General features: G+C 66.4%; 17 protein-coding genes. 9 read left to right on the plus strand and 8 right to left on the minus strand.

The annotated features are described in order from the left end of the window. Positions 1-30: 30 nt before the first annotated feature. The gene (locus ACFWU5_RS03810; protein WP_379240214.1) at positions 31-348 is read left to right on the plus strand and encodes a hypothetical protein; all 318 of its coding nucleotides are present in this window, start codon (positions 31-33) and stop codon (positions 346-348) included. Here the strand turns inward: ACFWU5_RS03810 and ACFWU5_RS03815 are convergent. The 5 genes from ACFWU5_RS03815 to ACFWU5_RS03835 form a co-directional block, all read right to left on the minus strand. Next, positions 345-1,502 (minus strand): DUF3320 domain-containing protein, encoded by a 1,158-nt coding sequence (locus tag ACFWU5_RS03815; protein WP_379266057.1) that lies wholly within the window; start codon positions 1,500-1,502, stop codon positions 345-347. The genes ACFWU5_RS03810 and ACFWU5_RS03815 overlap by 4 nt on opposite strands. 106 nt (positions 1,503-1,608) lie before the next feature. After that, positions 1,609-3,141: a serine/threonine-protein kinase gene (locus ACFWU5_RS03820; RefSeq protein WP_379266058.1), complete on the minus strand. Its 1,533-nt coding sequence runs from the start codon at positions 3,139-3,141 to the stop codon at positions 1,609-1,611. A gap of 31 nt (positions 3,142-3,172) precedes the next feature. Beyond that, on the minus strand, positions 3,173-3,748 hold the full coding sequence (locus ACFWU5_RS03825) for a Fic/DOC family protein (RefSeq protein WP_379266059.1): 576 nt from the start codon (positions 3,746-3,748) through the stop codon (positions 3,173-3,175). Beyond that, positions 3,745-4,056, minus strand: a complete 312-nt coding sequence (locus tag ACFWU5_RS03830) for a hypothetical protein (RefSeq protein ID WP_379266060.1) — start codon at positions 4,054-4,056, stop codon at positions 3,745-3,747. The genes ACFWU5_RS03825 and ACFWU5_RS03830 overlap by 4 nt, the downstream gene beginning before the upstream one ends. Before the next feature lie 56 nt (positions 4,057-4,112). Next, the gene (locus tag ACFWU5_RS03835) at positions 4,113-6,047 is read right to left on the minus strand and encodes an N-6 DNA methylase (protein WP_379266061.1); all 1,935 of its coding nucleotides are present in this window, start codon (positions 6,045-6,047) and stop codon (positions 4,113-4,115) included. 336 nt (positions 6,048-6,383) lie between these two features. On the opposite strand from ACFWU5_RS03835, the gene ACFWU5_RS03840 reads away from it, so the two are divergent. After that, the gene (locus ACFWU5_RS03840) at positions 6,384-6,770 is read left to right on the plus strand and encodes a hypothetical protein (RefSeq protein ID WP_379266062.1); all 387 of its coding nucleotides are present in this window, start codon (positions 6,384-6,386) and stop codon (positions 6,768-6,770) included. Positions 6,771-6,792: 22 nt separating this feature from the next. Next, on the plus strand, positions 6,793-7,383 hold the full coding sequence (locus tag ACFWU5_RS03845; protein WP_379240210.1) for a DUF4352 domain-containing protein: 591 nt from the start codon (positions 6,793-6,795) through the stop codon (positions 7,381-7,383). A 48-nt stretch (positions 7,384-7,431) separates the two neighbouring features. On the opposite strand, the gene ACFWU5_RS03850 is transcribed toward ACFWU5_RS03845, so the two are convergent. Next, positions 7,432-8,100 carry a type 1 glutamine amidotransferase domain-containing protein gene (locus ACFWU5_RS03850; protein WP_379266063.1) on the minus strand — a complete coding sequence of 223 codons (669 nt, stop codon included), beginning with the start codon at positions 8,098-8,100 and terminating at the stop codon, positions 7,432-7,434. Positions 8,101-8,149: 49 nt separating this feature from the next. Then, positions 8,150-8,482 carry an ArsR/SmtB family transcription factor gene (locus ACFWU5_RS03855; protein WP_379240208.1) on the minus strand — a complete coding sequence of 111 codons (333 nt, stop codon included), beginning with the start codon at positions 8,480-8,482 and terminating at the stop codon, positions 8,150-8,152. A 69-nt stretch (positions 8,483-8,551) separates the two neighbouring features. Here ACFWU5_RS03855 and ACFWU5_RS03860 point away from each other — a divergent pair, with 69 nt between their 5' ends. The 6 genes from ACFWU5_RS03860 to ACFWU5_RS03885 all read left to right on the plus strand — a co-directional run bounded on the left by ACFWU5_RS03860 (position 8,552) and on the right by ACFWU5_RS03885 (position 14,946). Next, on the plus strand, positions 8,552-10,129 hold the full coding sequence (locus ACFWU5_RS03860) for an ABC transporter substrate-binding protein (RefSeq protein ID WP_379266212.1): 1,578 nt from the start codon (positions 8,552-8,554) through the stop codon (positions 10,127-10,129). Then, positions 10,090-11,121: an ABC transporter permease gene (locus ACFWU5_RS03865; protein WP_379266064.1), complete on the plus strand. Its 1,032-nt coding sequence runs from the start codon at positions 10,090-10,092 to the stop codon at positions 11,119-11,121. Before ACFWU5_RS03860 ends, ACFWU5_RS03865 begins: the two co-directional genes overlap by 40 nt. Further along, on the plus strand, positions 11,114-11,947 hold the full coding sequence (locus ACFWU5_RS03870; RefSeq protein WP_379266065.1) for an ABC transporter permease: 834 nt from the start codon (positions 11,114-11,116) through the stop codon (positions 11,945-11,947). The genes ACFWU5_RS03865 and ACFWU5_RS03870 overlap by 8 nt, the downstream gene beginning before the upstream one ends. Beyond that, positions 11,944-12,876 (plus strand): ATP-binding cassette domain-containing protein, encoded by a 933-nt coding sequence (locus ACFWU5_RS03875; protein ID WP_379266066.1) that lies wholly within the window; start codon positions 11,944-11,946, stop codon positions 12,874-12,876. The genes ACFWU5_RS03870 and ACFWU5_RS03875 overlap by 4 nt, the downstream gene beginning before the upstream one ends. Next, positions 12,870-13,508 (plus strand): ABC transporter ATP-binding protein, encoded by a 639-nt coding sequence (locus ACFWU5_RS03880; protein WP_379266067.1) that lies wholly within the window; start codon positions 12,870-12,872, stop codon positions 13,506-13,508. The genes ACFWU5_RS03875 and ACFWU5_RS03880 overlap by 7 nt, the downstream gene beginning before the upstream one ends. Positions 13,509-13,584: 76 nt before the next feature. After that, positions 13,585-14,946 carry an FAD-binding protein gene (locus ACFWU5_RS03885; protein WP_379266068.1) on the plus strand — a complete coding sequence of 454 codons (1,362 nt, stop codon included), beginning with the start codon at positions 13,585-13,587 and terminating at the stop codon, positions 14,944-14,946. Here the strand turns inward: ACFWU5_RS03885 and ACFWU5_RS03890 are convergent. Continuing rightward, on the minus strand, positions 14,943-16,454 hold the full coding sequence (locus ACFWU5_RS03890; RefSeq protein ID WP_379266069.1) for a hypothetical protein: 1,512 nt from the start codon (positions 16,452-16,454) through the stop codon (positions 14,943-14,945). The genes ACFWU5_RS03885 and ACFWU5_RS03890 overlap by 4 nt on opposite strands. Positions 16,455-16,497: the final 43 nt, after the last annotated feature.

Consider the following 16,497-nt stretch of genomic DNA (forward strand, 5'->3'; position numbering starts at 1 on the left):
TCGACACGGTGCGCCGGTACCGTCATGCCCATGAAGCCACCGGCCATCGGTTACCTGCGCCGCGACATCTCGGGTGTCGCTCAGTCCTGGGACGAAACGCAGATCCGTTCGCTAGCCGAGCGGCTGGGTTACCGCTTCACCAAGACCGTGGTTTTCAGCGATCGCACCGCCGATCCGATCGGTCGGCTGCTCGACGTGGTCAATACCACCGAGGCTGCCGCGATCGTGACGCCGAGTTTGACGCATCTGGGTTCGGATGTGCCGCATCAGATCGCTGCTGCCTGCGACATCATCACGGTGTCGCCCGAGGTCACCCACGCGCGGACGCTGCCCGCGCTGCCCGCTTAGGTCAGCGCCCGGTAGCGGCCGTCTGAGTCTTTGGCCAGTCGGCCTCGCCGGACCGCGGTGTTCAGGCAGGCTTCGACGCGGTCCTCGGCGGCACCGGTGCGCTCGTGGGCGAACTGGGTGAGCGTGGCCCACACGATCTCGTCGAAGGTGTTTCGATTGTGTTGGGCCACCTGGGTTATCGCGTTGACGATCTCTTCGGCGGCGATGGTGTCGATGGCGCGGGAAACGGTCGGTGGGGTGAAGCGGAAGCCGCGCCAGGTGGTGGGGTCCAGATCCGAGGGCCAGACGAACACGCCCAATGAGGTTGCGCGCATGAGGGATTCGGGTACTTCGCCCAGTACGCAGATCTGTTGCTTGTCCGAGGGTTTCTGCACGCCGAAACGTTGGGCCACACGCGCTACCAACTGAGTGCGCTCGATCGGGCCTTCGACGGCGATGGTTTCGCGGACTGCGTCGCGGACTCGCAGGGGGATGGTGGCGGAGCTGTCGCGGTCCAGGTCTGCGGGGGAACCGAGGACGCCCGTGGGTGCGGTGACATACGGGATGCCGGTGGGCAGCCAGTGATGGGCGGTGCGGGTGCGGATCTGCCAGTCGGGGGTTTGGGCCACTGTCGGGGAGATCGGGGCGGACGGTGGGGTGTATTGGACCTGTGGGAAGGGGGTCGGTGGGCTTGACCTCGGCGGGTAGGACGCGTGCGGATACGGGGTCGCGGGCGTTTCCGGGCGTGCTCGCGGAGGCATCGGTGGACCGTACACCTGTTGGGGTGCACCAGGATTGGTGTTGCCCGACTGCCCGTACCCCTGCTGAGGTGCAGCAGCGTGGGAGCCGTGCCCGTACTCAGACGCAGCGCCGTTGGGGCCATGCCCGTACTGGGGCGCAGCACCGTGGAGGCCCTGCCCGTATCCGTACGCGCTGTGGTCCCCGTGCTGCGCGGTGAAGTTGCGTTTGCGCCGATCGCCGATCACGAGCTGCCAGATCGACACGGCCGACAGTGCGGTGCCCCCGGCCAGGAATGCCACCGCCAGCACGATCCCGAACGTGCTGCCATCATCGATGCTGCTGAAATACCCGACCGCGCCCAGCAGCACGCTGAAAGCTCCGCCGAGCAATCCGACGACCCACCCGATCCTGCCGAACCACCGCACCTGGTTCACTCCCCTTCCGTGCGGACCACCTGCCGCATCTGACCGAGCCGACACACTCCCCCATCGACACTGCGAGGAGCCTACTCCCGACCACCGACAACCCCACCGGGCTCGGTCACAGGCCGAACTCGGCGGCCAGTTGCTCGACCCTCCTGCGTTGCGGGTCGTCGGCGGGTCGCAGCACTTCGAGATCGATACGCAGCTGTTCGAGGAACCGTTGCGCTCTGGCACGATCGCCCACTGCGGGCAACCATTCCGCGATCGCGACCCGCACCAGCACCGCCTCGTCGCTGAATCCGGCATCGCCAGAACGTATTTCGCCCAGCATCCGGTACAGCTGGTCCACCGCGTCCGATGCGGTGAGTTCGCCGAGCGCGGCCCGGCAGTCGACCGCCGCGACTCGCGCCCGCCAGACCCGTCCGCTGACCGGTCCCGTGGCGCGCAGTTCGATCGCCTCGACCTTCTCCCATTCGGCCAGGGCGCGCCGTTGTTCGCCGCTGTGGGCGAGCGCGGTGGCGATGTCGCGGTGGAGTTCGCCGAGTTGGGGGCTGGTGGGGCCGAAGCGTGCTTCCGCCTCGTCGACGACGGTGACCAGGGCTTCGGCGGCCTGGGCGAAGCGACCGAGTTCGCACAGTTCGCGATAGCGGGCCGCGACTTCCACGAGTCCGCCCGTCTCGGTGACGGATTGGGGCTTCACGGGGCGCGGGGGTACCGGATCCTGCGGTGATTCCGCGGGCGGGTTCGGGCGGCGAAAGATCCTGGTCGGATCGGGATAGCCAGCAGGACTGGCACTTTCGGCCGTCCCAACCCCCGGAAGAAACGGCAACAGCCGGTCATACACATCACGCGCGGTAGCCGGTCGATCCGACGGATCCTTGGCCAGCAACTCGAGCACCAACTGTTCGATCGGCGCGGGCACCTCCCGTCGCAGCACCCGCAACGGCGTCGGTGCCTCCGACAGATGTCGGTTGTGCGTATCGAACTGCGACGCGGCTTCGAAAACCCCTCTGCCACTGAACATCTCATGCATGATGCACCCCAGCGCGTACAAATCCGCCCGAGGCCCCACCTCCTGCCCGTTCACCAATTCCGGCGACATATACGCGGCAGTCCCCAACACCGACCCGGTCCGCGTGATCCGACTGGTACTCCCGTCGAGCAACGCCGCGATCCCGAAATCGATCACCTTCACCGTCCCATCCCCCGCCACCAACACATTCGCCGGTTTCAAATCCCGATGCACCACCGGCAGCACATGCGCATGCGACAACACCGTCGCGATCTGCGCCGCCACCGCAACCCCACATTCGATGGACAGCACCCCCACCCCCGACAGGAAGTCCCGCAGCGTCACCCCTTCGATGTGCTCCATCACCAGATAAACACTGTCGGCCCCCTTGTCGAGCACCGCGTCGAACACCTGCGGCACCCCCTGATGCCGAATCCGCGCGGTAACCCTGGCCTCCCGCCGAAACCGAGCAACGAACTCCTCCGCCATCTCAGCCCGAGAAGCGAACTGCCCCACCGCAATCCGCTTCACAGCCACCGCCCGATCCAAAACCACGTCATACCCCAACAACACCTCCCCCATCCCCCCAGCCCCCAACGCCCCGGTGATCTCATACCGCCCATCGATCACTTCACGCACCCTGACCACTTCCTCTTATCCAAGGCGATCGTCATACTTCGTGCACCAACCGATCGAGCATGTCGCGCATCGGCCCGTTGTCGCCGCGCAGCGATGCCATCGACACCCGCACATTCTCATCAGGATCGAGATCGGACCAGTCGACCACCCAACCGACTTCACGCCCGAGCTGGTGAAAGAACGCCCGCTGCGCCCGACCATTCCCCTCACGGAAGGGATGGATGGCATTGACTTCGCCGAGGTAGTGCGCCAGTTTCGTGACGAACTCAGATCGGTTCAACCCACGCAGGTGCCCGTCTGCCGTCAGCCCGGCGAACACTTCTGCCGCATAGCTGACGATATGGTGCGGAAGACAGAAGGGATCGGATTTCGCGATCCCGACTGTTCGAACCTCGCCAGCCCACGGGTAGACGTCGCCGAAGATCTCGCGGTGGAACGCGCACAGGTGTGGCAAGTCGTAGCGACCCGGCAGCGTTCGAACGCCCAGGTCGACGAGCGCCGCCTGACTCAGATCGGACTCCGCTTGGTGCAGTGCGGCCGCGTCCGCGATCCCCAGACGATTGCGGAAAACACCCGATTCGGGGTCGAGGTACGGGTCGACCGTCACGCTGCGCCGTACAGACCCCGGACCAGCTCTCGCATCCGCGTGGTGCTGATCTCGCCACGCGCCCACTGGCTCATGATTGCTTCAGCAACCGGACTCGCGGATCCACCCTCTGCGCGAACCGATGCGGCCGCCTGTGCCAACGACCGCGACCGATCTGCGGTCAGCTCCTCGAATACCTCTACCGGAACCATCACTGCCTCGGTTTTGCGATGCGAGCCGACGCCCACCGGCCGCCGATCACCCTGACGAAATCGCGCCAACAGGCCGGACAGTTGCTCGCGCGCCTCACGGACCGACAGGGTTTCCATGCCAAAAGTGTACCCAAATATGTACACATTGTCGCCATAGCATCCGCGTCGGGCGGTCACGCTTCCTTGGTCGGCTCCAGGGCGCCCGCGGTCAAGCCAGTGGCTATCAGGTCGGCGGCGTGGCGGGCTGCGGTGGCGGTGGTGTGGGCGGTTACTCGGAGGTGGTGGAGGCGGCGGAAGGCGGCGCCGTAGGTTTTTTGGGCGGGCAGCGGGAGCATGGGGATGCGCAGGCGGGCGGGGTCGAGGCGGATGGTGGTGGTGCCGTACATGGCGGCGGCGTTGTCGGGGCTGCCGATGAAGCCGGCGAAGAACCAGGGGTCGATGCGGGTGGGGTCGGTGCGGAAGACCAGGACGCCGGGGGCGGGGACGGCGCCGATGTCGGGGCCTTCGGCTACGCGGGTGCCCTGGGCGGCGCCGTGGTCGTCGCGCAGGCGGGAGACAAGGACGTCGCCTTCTTCGATCAGGTCGCCGACGGGGGCGCCGGGGGCGGTCAGGCCGGAGGGGGCGCGGCTGTTGAGCAGGTCGTGGCCGGTGAGGACGGCGCGTTGGGGTGCGTCGTCGGGGACAGCTTCGGAGCTGCTGGTGACGATGCGGACGGCCTTGCCCGCGATCAGGTTGCCGACGGCGACGTAGCGCCACACGGTGCCGGGGGCGGCGTCCCATTCGCGGACGGTGTCGGCGACGGCGTGCAGTTCGGTGAGGTTGTCTGCCAGTTGGGCGATGGCGGCGTGGGCGGAAGCCGAGGCGTTGTCGGGGTCGACCGCGGCGCGCACGTGGCGGGCGGGGGTGAGGTCGACGTCGTCGTCGAGGACGTCCATCACGCGAACCACGGCGGTCACGTCGGGAACAGTGGCATCGTCGCCTTTATCGAAGGCACGCCACGCCTTGACGACCGTGTCGGCGAGAATCTGCCAATCCGGTTGTTCCCCTCCATGATTGGGCAGGCGGGTCGTGTCGGCGAAAAGGAGTGTGTCTTTCGGGAGGCCCTGGCCTGGTCGACGCAGGATCCAGAGTTGCAGGCCGACCTGACGTGGCGTCGACGCGCCGGGCGGCAGCGCGATCACTGCCCGTAATGCGCCCGCGCGCAACAGTTCCATGCGAATGCGGCGGCCCGAAGACCTCGCAGCCACTGCCGGCGGAAGCAGGAGAACAGCGGTACCACCGGGCTGCAGATGCGCGATGGCGTGCTGGACCCACGCTAGTTCGGATTCACTACGTGGCGGCACCGAGTACACCCAGCGTGGATCGAGCGCCAGTTCATCGGCGCTCCAATCACGTTGGGAATACGGCGGATTCGAGAGGACAGCATCGAACTCGAGATCGGTGAACGCGTCGGCGAGCAAGGCGTCGCCTGCCCGGATATCGACCTCGGCCTTCGGCGCGAGCGTGCCCAGCAGTGCAGCGGTGCGACTGGCCTGCACCGGCAGAATGTCCTGGCCCTGCAGCGACGCGGCACCGATCCTGGACGCCTCGAGCAGCAGAGTGCCCCCACCGCAGGCGGGGTCGAGCACCGAGCGTGGCGCGGGCGAGGCGGACGCGGCGAGCACGTCGGCCATCAGCGCCGCGACGGGTTGATCGGTGGGATAGATGCCCGTGCTCGGCCCGTCCAGCCCGCGTTCGGCCAGCACCGTGAGGGTCTCCCGCACCCCCACTTCCCCGACCGCCGCTCGCACCGCCTCCCGCACCGGGTCCGTGGTCTTGCTCGCCGGGTCGGCCACGAACTCCATCAGCGCCACGACATCCTCGGGCGCGACCTCGGAACGCAACACGGTGCGCAGGCGCTGCACGGGCGAATCGGCCGCGGTGTTGCCGTGCCCGCGCAACCACTGCTGCACTTCGGCCAGGTCGAACAGCGGCCGCGATTCGGAGCCGCCGGGCACCGGGGCGGGGAAATCCGCATGTCGGCGCCGCCAATTGCTCACGGTGGCGCGGGTGACGCCGGCCAGCCGGGAGATCTCGGCGGCGGCGACGGTGGGCGTCGAGTCTGACATGGGTCTCCTCTGGTCAAGGTCAAACGTAACACGTCACCATTGACATAACCCGACGTCAGTACACATGTTTTCAACGTCCACAGTGAAAACATTGTTTCCCTGTTGCTATCGACGTTGCGTAGGTGTAGCGTTCTTCTCAACGGCGCGGCAATCATCCAGAAATACCGCCCGCAACGCACGAACCAGGTTGCGCGACAACAACTCTCGCAGCTCCATTCTTCGATGCACACCCCCGGAAGCACACGGCCCTCCTCGGGCCGCGATCGGTCGTGCCATCACACGCCCCACCCTCACGGCCACCGGCAGCTCGGACGGCCTTTCCCAGAGGAGGAACCGATGACCGGTCCGCTCGACAAACCGTCACAGTCCCCGCACGCACCGGTGGCGTGGGACCCCCCGACGCAGGCGGATCTACCGGCACCCCGGCCCGACCCGGCCGATTTCGCACCGCTGCCCTACGCGGCGCCGCAGCACACGCAGCCGTATCCGCCTGCGCCCCAGCAGTATCCGCCTCACCAGGGCTACGCGATGCCGCCGAGCTACCCCATGCCCGGCCATCCGATGGTGTCGGTCACCCAGAACAACGGGATGGGCGCGCACACGATCGTGGTCCACCGCGGCGTGAACCACGGGCTGCACCTGGTGCTCACCCTGCTCACCTGCGGTCTGTGGCTGCCGGTGTGGGTGATCGCCATGGTCATCGACGCGATGAACAACAACTGACAACTACCTTCAGGAGATCACCATGTCCACTCCCCAGTACCCCGCCAATCCCGGTGTCCCCCAGCAGCCTTACTACCCGCAGCCCCCGCGCAAGAAGAAGGTGTGGCCGTGGGTGCTCGGCGGGTTCGTCGTTGCCGTGCTGGTGTTGTTCGGCGGCTGTGCGGCACTGATCGGTGGGGCGGCCAACGAGGTCGCCAAGACGCAGGAGAGCAAGTCGGTGCCCGCGCCTGCCGGTACCGAAGTGCGTGACGGGAAGTTCGGGTTCACCGTGACGAAGGTGGATCCGCCGGTCGCCATCGTGGGCGACAACCCGTACATGCAGAAGACCGCGCAGGGTGAATTCGTGCTGGTCTACGTCGACGTGGCCAACACCTCGAACGTCGCCCAGCATTATTTCGGCTCGAATCAGAAGCTGATTGATGATCAGGGCCGCGAGTTCGCCAACGACACCGCTGCGGAGATCAACGTCAACGATCAGCTGTCCGCCGAGATCAACCCCGGCAACAAGATCTCGATGGTGTTGGTCTTCGATGTTCCGGTGGGCACGGTTGCCACGGCCGTGGAATTCCACGACTCGGCCTTCTCCGATGGGGCGCGCGTCGCCTTGAAGTAGTCCCGAACACGCACGGGCCCAGCGGTTTTCGCTGGGCCCGTAGTTCGTCTAGAGGGCGTCGAGAACCGCGGCGGCCAGCGGTGCGGCCGACGCCGGGTTCTGACCGGTGTGCAGGTTGCGGTCGGCTTGCACGAACGGCTCGAAGGGTGCGCCGCACTGGTAATCGGCGCCAAGTTCGATAAGGCGGTCTTCGAGCAGCCATTTGGCCTGGTCAGCCAGGCCGCCGAGGCGTTCTTCGGCGTCGCTGAAAGCGGTCAAACGGTAGCCCGCGAAGGGTGACGGGCCGTTCTCCGCGGTGGCCAGGATCGCGGCGGGGCCGTGGCAGACCAGCGCCAGCGGCTTACCGGAATCCAGGGTTTCTACCAGCAGCGCCGCCGAATCCTTGTTCACCGCAAGATCTTCCATCGGACCGTGACCGCCGGGGTAGAACACCGCGACGTAGTCGGCAAGCTTCGCGTCGCTCAGAGCGATCGGATTATCCAGTGGCGCAGCATTTTTGATGATCTCCGCGACCTCCTCGGCACCCTTCTCGCCACCATTGGCCGCCGGCGCCAAACTCCCCAGGTCTACCGGCGGCTTCACCCCGCCCGGCGTCGCCACCACGACTTCGAAACCGGCTTCGGTGAAGGCCTGGTAGGGCGCGGTGAACTCCTCGGCCCAATATCCGGTGTGCCGCTTGGCATTACCGGACAGGGTCCAGTGATCAGCACCGGTCATTACGAACAGAATCTTCGCCATCATCGCCTCCAGGAGTGGATTGCCGGCGTCAGTGTTGCGCGCCGATGGTGTGGAGAATTTCGTGGATGATCGGGTCGGTGAGTCGGTTGGTGACCGATCGGCCTTCGCGGGTGGACGTGATACAGCCTTCGTGCCGCAGCACGCGCAGCGCCTGGGAGATCGCGTTCTCGTTGCGGCCGATCGCGGCGGCCAGCTCGCCGACGCTGATGCCGGGCGAGCGGTGCAGGCACAGCAGGATCTCCAGGCGACCGGGGTCCGACAGCAGGTCGAAGCGTTGCGCCCACTGCCTGATCTCGACATCGTCGATCGCGCGCCGGCCGCGTTCGACCGGCGTCCCGTACAGCGTGTGTGGCTCTCCCATGACGGTGCCCAGCTTACGTGACTATCATCTGTTTATCTGTTCAGATAAACATGAGTTGGGATGTCCTCGATGCGCGGTCGGCCGCTGTTCGCCGTAGGGGCCGCGTTGACGGTCGCGCTGACGTCGTGCGGTGCGCCCGACAGTGGGTCCGCCGACTCGCTCGTGCTCGCCGATGCGTACGAACTGGGTGGATACAACCCGGTCGCGGGGTACGGCGCGGCCGGTGAGGCCAAGGTCTATGACGGACTACTGAAGTTGACCGGTGGCACCGGTATGCCCGGTTTCGCCCCGGCGTTGGCGACCGCGCTGCCGACACCGGATGCGCAGGCGACCGTGTGGACGACGCCGCTGCGCGCGGGCGTGCGGTTCAGTGACGGGTCAGAGTTCGATGCCGCCGATGTGGTGGCGACCTACCGGGCGATTCTGGATCCGGCGTCGGCCTCGGAGGTGCGGTCGTCGTTTTCGATGATCGAGCGGGTCGAGCCGGTGGATCCGCTGTCGGTGCGGTTCACGTTGCGGCATCCGTATGCGGCGTTTCCGACCAAGTTGCTGATCGGGATCGTGCCGTCGGAGGCTGTGGCGGTGCCGGGTCCCGCGACCGAATCGCCGCTCAATACCGCGCCGATCGGCACCGGGCCCTATCGACTCACTGCCTTGGAGCCGACGCGGGCGGTGTTCGAGGCGAACGAAAGCTATTGGGGTGGTGCGCCTTCGGTCAAGCGGTTGACGGTGCTGTATGTGCCCGACGACAACACCCGTGCGCAGCGGATGGCCAGCGGTGAGCTCGATGGGACTTCGCTGCCGCCGTTGTTGGCCGGAACGTTCGCTGGGCGGATGACGGTGCAGGCCAACACTTCTGCCGACTGGCGTGGGGTTTCGATGCCCGAGGGTGATCCCGTTGCTGGTGATCGTGCGGTGCGAATGGCACTGAACTACGCGGTGGATCGTCAGGGGATGATCGACAATATTCTCGGGGGTTACGGGCGTCCGGCCTACACGCCGTTTGCCGGTGTCTACGGCGAATCACATAACCCGGCAGTGTCTTTCGCCTTCGATCGCGGGAAAGCCGGGCAGATCCTCGACGATGCGGGGTGGCGTGCGGGCTCGGATGGTGTGCGCGCGAAAGATGGTGTGCGCGCTCGCTTTACCGTGATGTACAACTCCACGGACACGTTGCGTCGTGATCTCACACTGGCTTTTGCGTCCGATGCTCGTCGTGTGGGTATCGAGGTCGATCTGGAAGCACTGTCGTGGGATCGGATCGAACCGCGTATCGAGCAGGCTGGGATCCTGCTCGGCGGCGGTAGCGAGCCGTACGATCCCGACACGCAGGCCTACAACACCCTGCACTCACCGGATCCGGGCGCGGGTAGCCCGTACGACAATGCGAGCCGCCACACCGATCCTGCGATCGACGGCCTTCTCGAAACCGCAAGGCGCAGTATCGATCCAGTAGTACGCGCTGCCGCGTATCGCGAAGTCCAGAGCCGCTACGCACAGGACCCGAGTCACATCTTCCTGGTGCATCTCGACCACACCTATGTGGTGAAGGATTCGTCCTGGCAGATGTCGGGCCCGATCCTCGAACCGCACGCGCACGGCGTGACGTGGGGACCCTGGTGGTCGCTGCAGACGTGGACACGATGATGGGGCGCAGTCGTTTTCGCGAGCGCGGGCTCGGGGCCTTGGTCGGGTGGCGGTTGGTCACGTTGATTCCGGTGCTGGTCGCGGTGTCGGCCGCACTGTTCGCCGCGGCCGCACTGTCACCGTTCGATCCGCTGGTCGGGTACCTCGGTGTGCGTTACGAGACGACGAGCGTGTCGGATCGGACGCTGCTCACCCATCAGCTCGGGCTGGACGCGTCCTGGTATCAGCTGTACGGGCGGTGGATCGGCGACCTGTTCAGCGGCGACCTCGGCGTCTCGCGAGGATTCGCTCAGCCGGTGAGTACTCTGCTGGCCCAACGGATTCCGTGGACAGTGCTGCTGGTCGTCGTCGCGATGAGTGTGGCGATCGTGGTCGCGCTCGGCGCAGGCGTGTGGGCGGGCATGCATCGGGGCGGACTGGTCGACAAGCTGGTCACCGCCTCGTGCGTGATGATGCAGGGGTTGCCGCCGTTCGTGGTGTCGCTGGCCGCGATCGCGCTGTTCGCGGTCGGTCTCGGGTGGTTGCCGCCCGCCGGGCTCACCGACGCGGGCGCCGAGGTCGGATTCGGCCAGGTGGTGCGGCATCTCGTGCTGCCTGCCTTTGCTTTGGCCGTGTCGCAGGTGCCGTGGTTGCTGTTGGCGGTGCGGGAATCGGTGTCGGGCAATCGCGGCGAGGATTTCGTGGTCGGCGCGGCCACGCGGGGCATCGACACCGCCACCATCACCCGCAGGCACATCCTGCCGACCTCGCTCGCGCCGTTCGTGACAATTCTGGGTGCACGGTTGCCCGAGATCGTGGTCGGGGCGGTGCTGGTGGAGGAGATCTTCTCGTGGCCGGGGATCGCCGGGGCGTTCGTGCACTCGGCGAAGGACCTCGATATGGCGTTGCTGGCGATTCTCACCGTCGGCACGACCTGCGCGGTGATGCTCGGGTCGCTGCTGGCCGATGTCGCGGTGGTGCTGTTGGATCCGCGGGTGCGCGCCGATGGTTGAGTCGACTGGTCGCCGGCGGCTGTACCTCGCGGTATCGGTGCTGGTAGCAGTGGTGCTGTATGCGGTGCTCGTGCCGTGGATCGGCGGGGTCGACGATCGGCTGACCGACTTCGCGAGTGCGCGGCAGGCACCGTCGGGGCAGTGGTTGTTCGGGACGGACTCCGCAGGGCGGTCGCTGTTCGTGCGGATCGCGGCGGCGTTGCGGACGTCGCTGATCGTGGCGGTGTGTGCGGCGGCGGTGTCCACGGTGCTCGGGGTGTTGGTCGGGGCGGTGTCGGCGTTGGCCGGTGGGTGGGTGGATCGGGTGGTGATGCGGTTCGCCGATACCGCGAACGCGCTGCCGCATCTGCTGCTCGGGATCGTGATCGTGGCGCTGTTTCGTGGGAACGCGGTGGCGGTGGTGTTGTCGATCGGGCTCACGCACTGGGTGCAGGTCGCGCGGATCGTGCGGGCGGAGAGTTTGAGTTTGCGGGAGCGCGAATATGTCTCTGCCGCAGTGCTTGCCGGGGCGGGGCGTGCGCATCTGCTGGTCCGACATCTGCTTCCGGCGGTGGCTCCGCAGGCGTTGATCGCGGTGGTTCTGCTTCTGCCCCATGCTATTTGGCACGAATCGACGTTGTCGTTCCTGGGGTTCGGGCTGCCGCCGCACGAACCGAGTCTTGGCACGCTGTTGGAAGAGGCACGCACGTCGTTGCTGTTGGGTGGGTGGTGGACGCTCGTTTTCCCGGCCGGGTTCCTGGTGTTGACCACGGTGGCGGTCGCCGTCGCGGGGTCGTCGTTGCGGACGTTGCTCACGCCGCCCAAACCTTCGAGGATGCCGCGATGACGAGCCCATTCCACCTCCCGCCGGTCCAGGTGGTCGACGACATCGGTCTGTCGATCGATTCGTTGACCGTGCGAATTCCGGTCGGCGCGGGTGCTGTGGTGCACGCGGTGACCGACGTGTCGCTCGAGGTTGCGGCGGGCGCGGTGACCGCTCTCGTCGGCGAATCCGGTTGCGGGAAGTCGATTGTCGCGAGTGCGGTGATGGGTGTGCTGCCGCGTGAGGCGGTGACCACCGGGTCCATTCACCTAGAACTGGGCCGACGCACCACCGACATCCTCGCCGGCGAATACCCCTATCGCGGTAGCCATATCGCGCTGGTACCTCAGTCGCCGAGCACCTCGTTCACGCCCGTGCGGACCATCGGTTCGCAACTACGGGAAGCCATCACCGCGCACGGCACCGCACACAGCCCCGCTGACCTCGTCGACCGTGCGGGTCTGTCCCGTGCCTCGCTAGACCTGTACCCGCACGAACTTTCCGGCGGCATGGCCCAACGTGCCGCTGTCGCAGCGGCTTTGGCGGGCGACCCCTCGGTCATCATCGCCGACGAACCGACCTCGGGACTGGACCTCTCGCGCACCGACCAGATCGGAAAGTTGTTGCGCGAGTGCGCCGATGATGGTGCGGCGGTCCTGATGATCACCCACGATCTCAGCCACCTGCTGCGCGCGAGCATCGCCGACACCGTCGCGGTCATGTACGCCTCCCGCCTGATGGAGGTCGGACCCGCCACCGAGGTGCTCGCCGACCCCTGGCACGACTACACCCGCGACCTGCTCGCCGCCCTCCCCGAGCACGGCCTGCACCCCCTCCCCCACCCACCGCAACCGCTGACGAACCTGTCCGAAATCTGCCCGTACGCGGGCGAGCGGACAGCACTGATTCCTCAGCAGCAGCGCATGATTCGCCATCCGAGGTCCCGATGCTGACAGCCGACTCCGTCACCGCGGGCTACCGCGCGGGCGAACCCGTCATCCGCGGCATCGACCTGCGAATCGCCCCCGGCGAGATCGTCGGAATCACCGGCGACTCAGGATCAGGCAAAACCACCCTCGCCCGAACAATGGCAGGCCTGCTCACCCCCACCGCAGGCACGGTCACCATCAACGGAAAACCACCCCGAAAAGCCCGCGGCACCACCGCCATGGTCTTCCAATCCCCCCGCGCCGCAACCAATCCCCACTTCACCATCGCCCAAATCATCACCGAACCCGCCACCATCCGCCGCACCCCCGCCCCCGACCTACACGCCCTAGCCACTTCAGTAGGCCTGACCCCCGACCTGCTGACCCGCCGCCCCCACGCCCTCAGCGACGGCCAACTCCAACGCGCCTGCCTAGCAAGAGCCCTAGCCCAAAACCCCCACTACCTGATCCTCGACGAGCCGACCGCCATGCTCGACGCCGCCACCACCGCCACCATCATCCGCCTGGTCATGCAACAAACGAGCATGGGCACCCTCCTGATCAGCCACGACAAACCCCTCCTCGACATCGCCTGCACCCGCATCCTGACCATGCACGAGGGTGTCTTGACCACCGGTCAACCATCTCCGCAATAACGACACAAATACCTCAGCCTGCGCTCAGAAACTCGACTTAGCGTGAGCCCCTGTGACATTGACGCAGGACGAAGCAGTGAGCACACACCGCAGCCTCAGCGGTTGGGCACGCACCGCACCCACGGTCGCCGAAGTTCTCCACACGCCGGACATCGCGGTGATCGCCGAACGGGTGCGCACCGCGGGCCCGCGCGGGGTGATCGCGCGCGGCCTCGGCCGCAGCTACGGCGACCCGGCGCAGAACGCGGGCGGACTGGTGGTCGACATGACCGCGCTGGACCGCATCCACAGCATCGACCCCGACAGCGGGATCGTCGCGGTCGACGCGGGCGTCAGCCTCGACACGCTCATGCGCGCCGCACTGCCCCACGGCCTCTGGGTTCCGGTGCTGCCGGGCACCCGACAGGTGACCGTCGGTGGGGCGATCGGCGCGGATATCCATGGGAAGAACCATCATTCGCAGGGCAGCTTCGGCAATCACGTGGTGTCGATGGACCTGCTGACCGCCGACGGATCGGTACGGACGCTCACGCCGGAAGGTGCTGAGGCGCAGCTGTTCTGGGCAACGGTGGGTGGGATGGGTCTGACCGGCATCATCGTGGGTGCTCGAATCAGGTTGAAGCACACCGAGACCGCCCATTTCATCGTCGACAACGACCGCACGCGCGATCTCGACGAGACGATGGAGTTGCTCACCGGCGGGTCCGATGACGGGTACGACTACTCGATGTCGGTGCCGGACACCATTTCCACCGGCGCGAAACTCGGACGTGCCGGGTTCAGCCGAGGGTCATTGGCCACTGTCGATCAGCTGCCGGTGAAGCTGCGCAGCCGGCCATTGCATTTCGACGCGCCGCAATTGTTCACGGTGCCCGATATCTTCCCCAACGGGATGGTCAATGCGGTGACCACACGTATTGCCGCCGAGGCCGCGCATCGCGTCTTTCCGCGGCGGGCGCGCGGGCGCATTCAGAATCTGACGCAGTTCTATCACCCGCTCGATCTACTCGGTGAATGGAATCGCGCCTATGGCAAGCGCGGGTTTCTGCAGTACCAGTTCTCGATGCCGTTCGGGGCCGAGCAACAGCTGGCCGACGCGGTGCGGGCCATCGCCGAGTCGGGGCATCACTCGTTCCTCAATGTGTTCAAGCGCATGGGCGCGAGTAATCCGGCACCGCTTTCCTGGCCGCATCCCGGTTACATGCTGAGCTTGGATTTCGCGCTGACCAGCGGACTCGACCGGTTTTGTGTCGAACTCGACGAGCGGGTGCGGGCGGCGGGTGGCCGGTTGTATTTCGCGAAGGAATCGCGGACCACGCCCGACATGATCGCGGCGATGTATCCGCGGCTGGACGAATGGCGGCAGATCCGCGATCAGGTCGACCCGGAGGGGGTGTTCGTCTCCGACCTGTCGCGGCGACTGCGGCTGCACGGTTAACCGGTGGTGCGGTCGTTCAGGGCTGTGCGTTCGGTGGTCCAGGCTTCTTTGGTGAGTGTGCCGCCGGATGCTGTGTACGCGTTCCAGTCGTCGTCGATGGTCGCCCCTGCGGTCGGGGTGGAGGACTGGTTGCCTTGGATTTGGGTTTTGAGGGCGGATACCTGCTCCGGGTTCAGGGCGCGCACGCTTACCTGGGCGTAGGCGTTGATCGGAACGGTGGTGCCTGCGGGGATTTGGTAGGGGTCGTAGGTGGCGGTGCAACGGATGGTGGCCGACCCGTTCGGGGCCATGGTTCCGGAGCCTGCGCAATTGGGGCTGGTGGTGATGGCGACCGTGGATTCGACGGTGATGGTGTGGTCGTAGGACAGGGTGGTGACGCGAATATCAGAAGTGGATTTGACCGTGTTTCGGATCGTAAATTCGATTGTGCACACGCCCATGCACGGGTTTTCCAGGAATCGGCCGTTCAGGGTGCCGTCGACGCTGACTCGCGAATCGACTGCTTTGTTCAGCTTGTCGATTCGGCCGGGCAGTTCGGAATACAGGGTGGTGGCGGAAGCCAGGTATTCGGTGTCGAGGGTGAAGCTGGGCAGGTCGGACTGGCTGGCGCCGAAGGATTCGTCGCTGATGATGCGCGCGATGATCTGCCCGGTTTCGGTGGTGGTGCCGTCTTCGTGCAGGCCGCGCAGGTAGGTGGTCAGGCCGCCGCTGGTGACCGGTGTCGACTCGTGACCGCCGATGTACATTGACGTACCGATGCCAACCTGCTTGTCGCGCACGGCATCCGGGTCCAGTGCCAGCGCGAGTCGGGCGGGTGCCAGTGTGGTCGCCAAGTCGACACCGAACAGGTCGGGGCCGATCATGATCGGGCGGCCGGTGTAACTTCCGACGACATCCGCGGTCACACCCAGTGCGCGCCAACCGTTCTCGTCGCCTTCCAGGAACGACTTGCCGCCGACGCCCAGGTAGTCCAGCTGCGCGTTGCCCACCGACACCGTGCCCGTGGCGTCACCGACATTGCTGACGATCAGGTCCACATTCAGCGTCGGCGAACCCAAGGCGGTGCCGGTGACGGTGCCCACGTAGCGCACGGCGGGGGTGTGCAGCAGTCCCACTTGCGCAGTGGCCAGCGATGATCGGGCCTGTCGTTCGGGGGTGGAACGGCCGATGTCGGAGGCGAACACGACAACCGCCGTGATCCCCACCGCGAAGACCGACAGGATGGCAAGTGCCGCAATGATTATCGGCTTCTTGCTGCTGCGCCGGGGTGCGGGAGTGTGGAACTGTTGCGGGTGCTGGCCAGCCGGGTATCCGTAAGGCTGCGCGAACTGGCCGCCGTAGGGGTTGGGCTGGGCGTACTGGTTCGGCGGCGCTGCGAAGTAGTTGGGCGGGCCGCTGTACGGATGCGGCTGAGGTGCGCCCCAGTGTGGATTCTGCTGGCCTGCAGGAGGATTCGGCGGCACGTCAGCCTGCCCGCCGGATTCGTTTCGATCGCCGGAATCCGACATTGCCCCTCCTCGCAGACCGGCTGTCCTGCTCGCCGACCCCAAA

Source organism: Nocardia sp. NPDC058640, from assembly GCF_042716995.1.
Taxonomy (GTDB): domain Bacteria; phylum Actinomycetota; class Actinomycetes; order Mycobacteriales; family Mycobacteriaceae; genus Nocardia.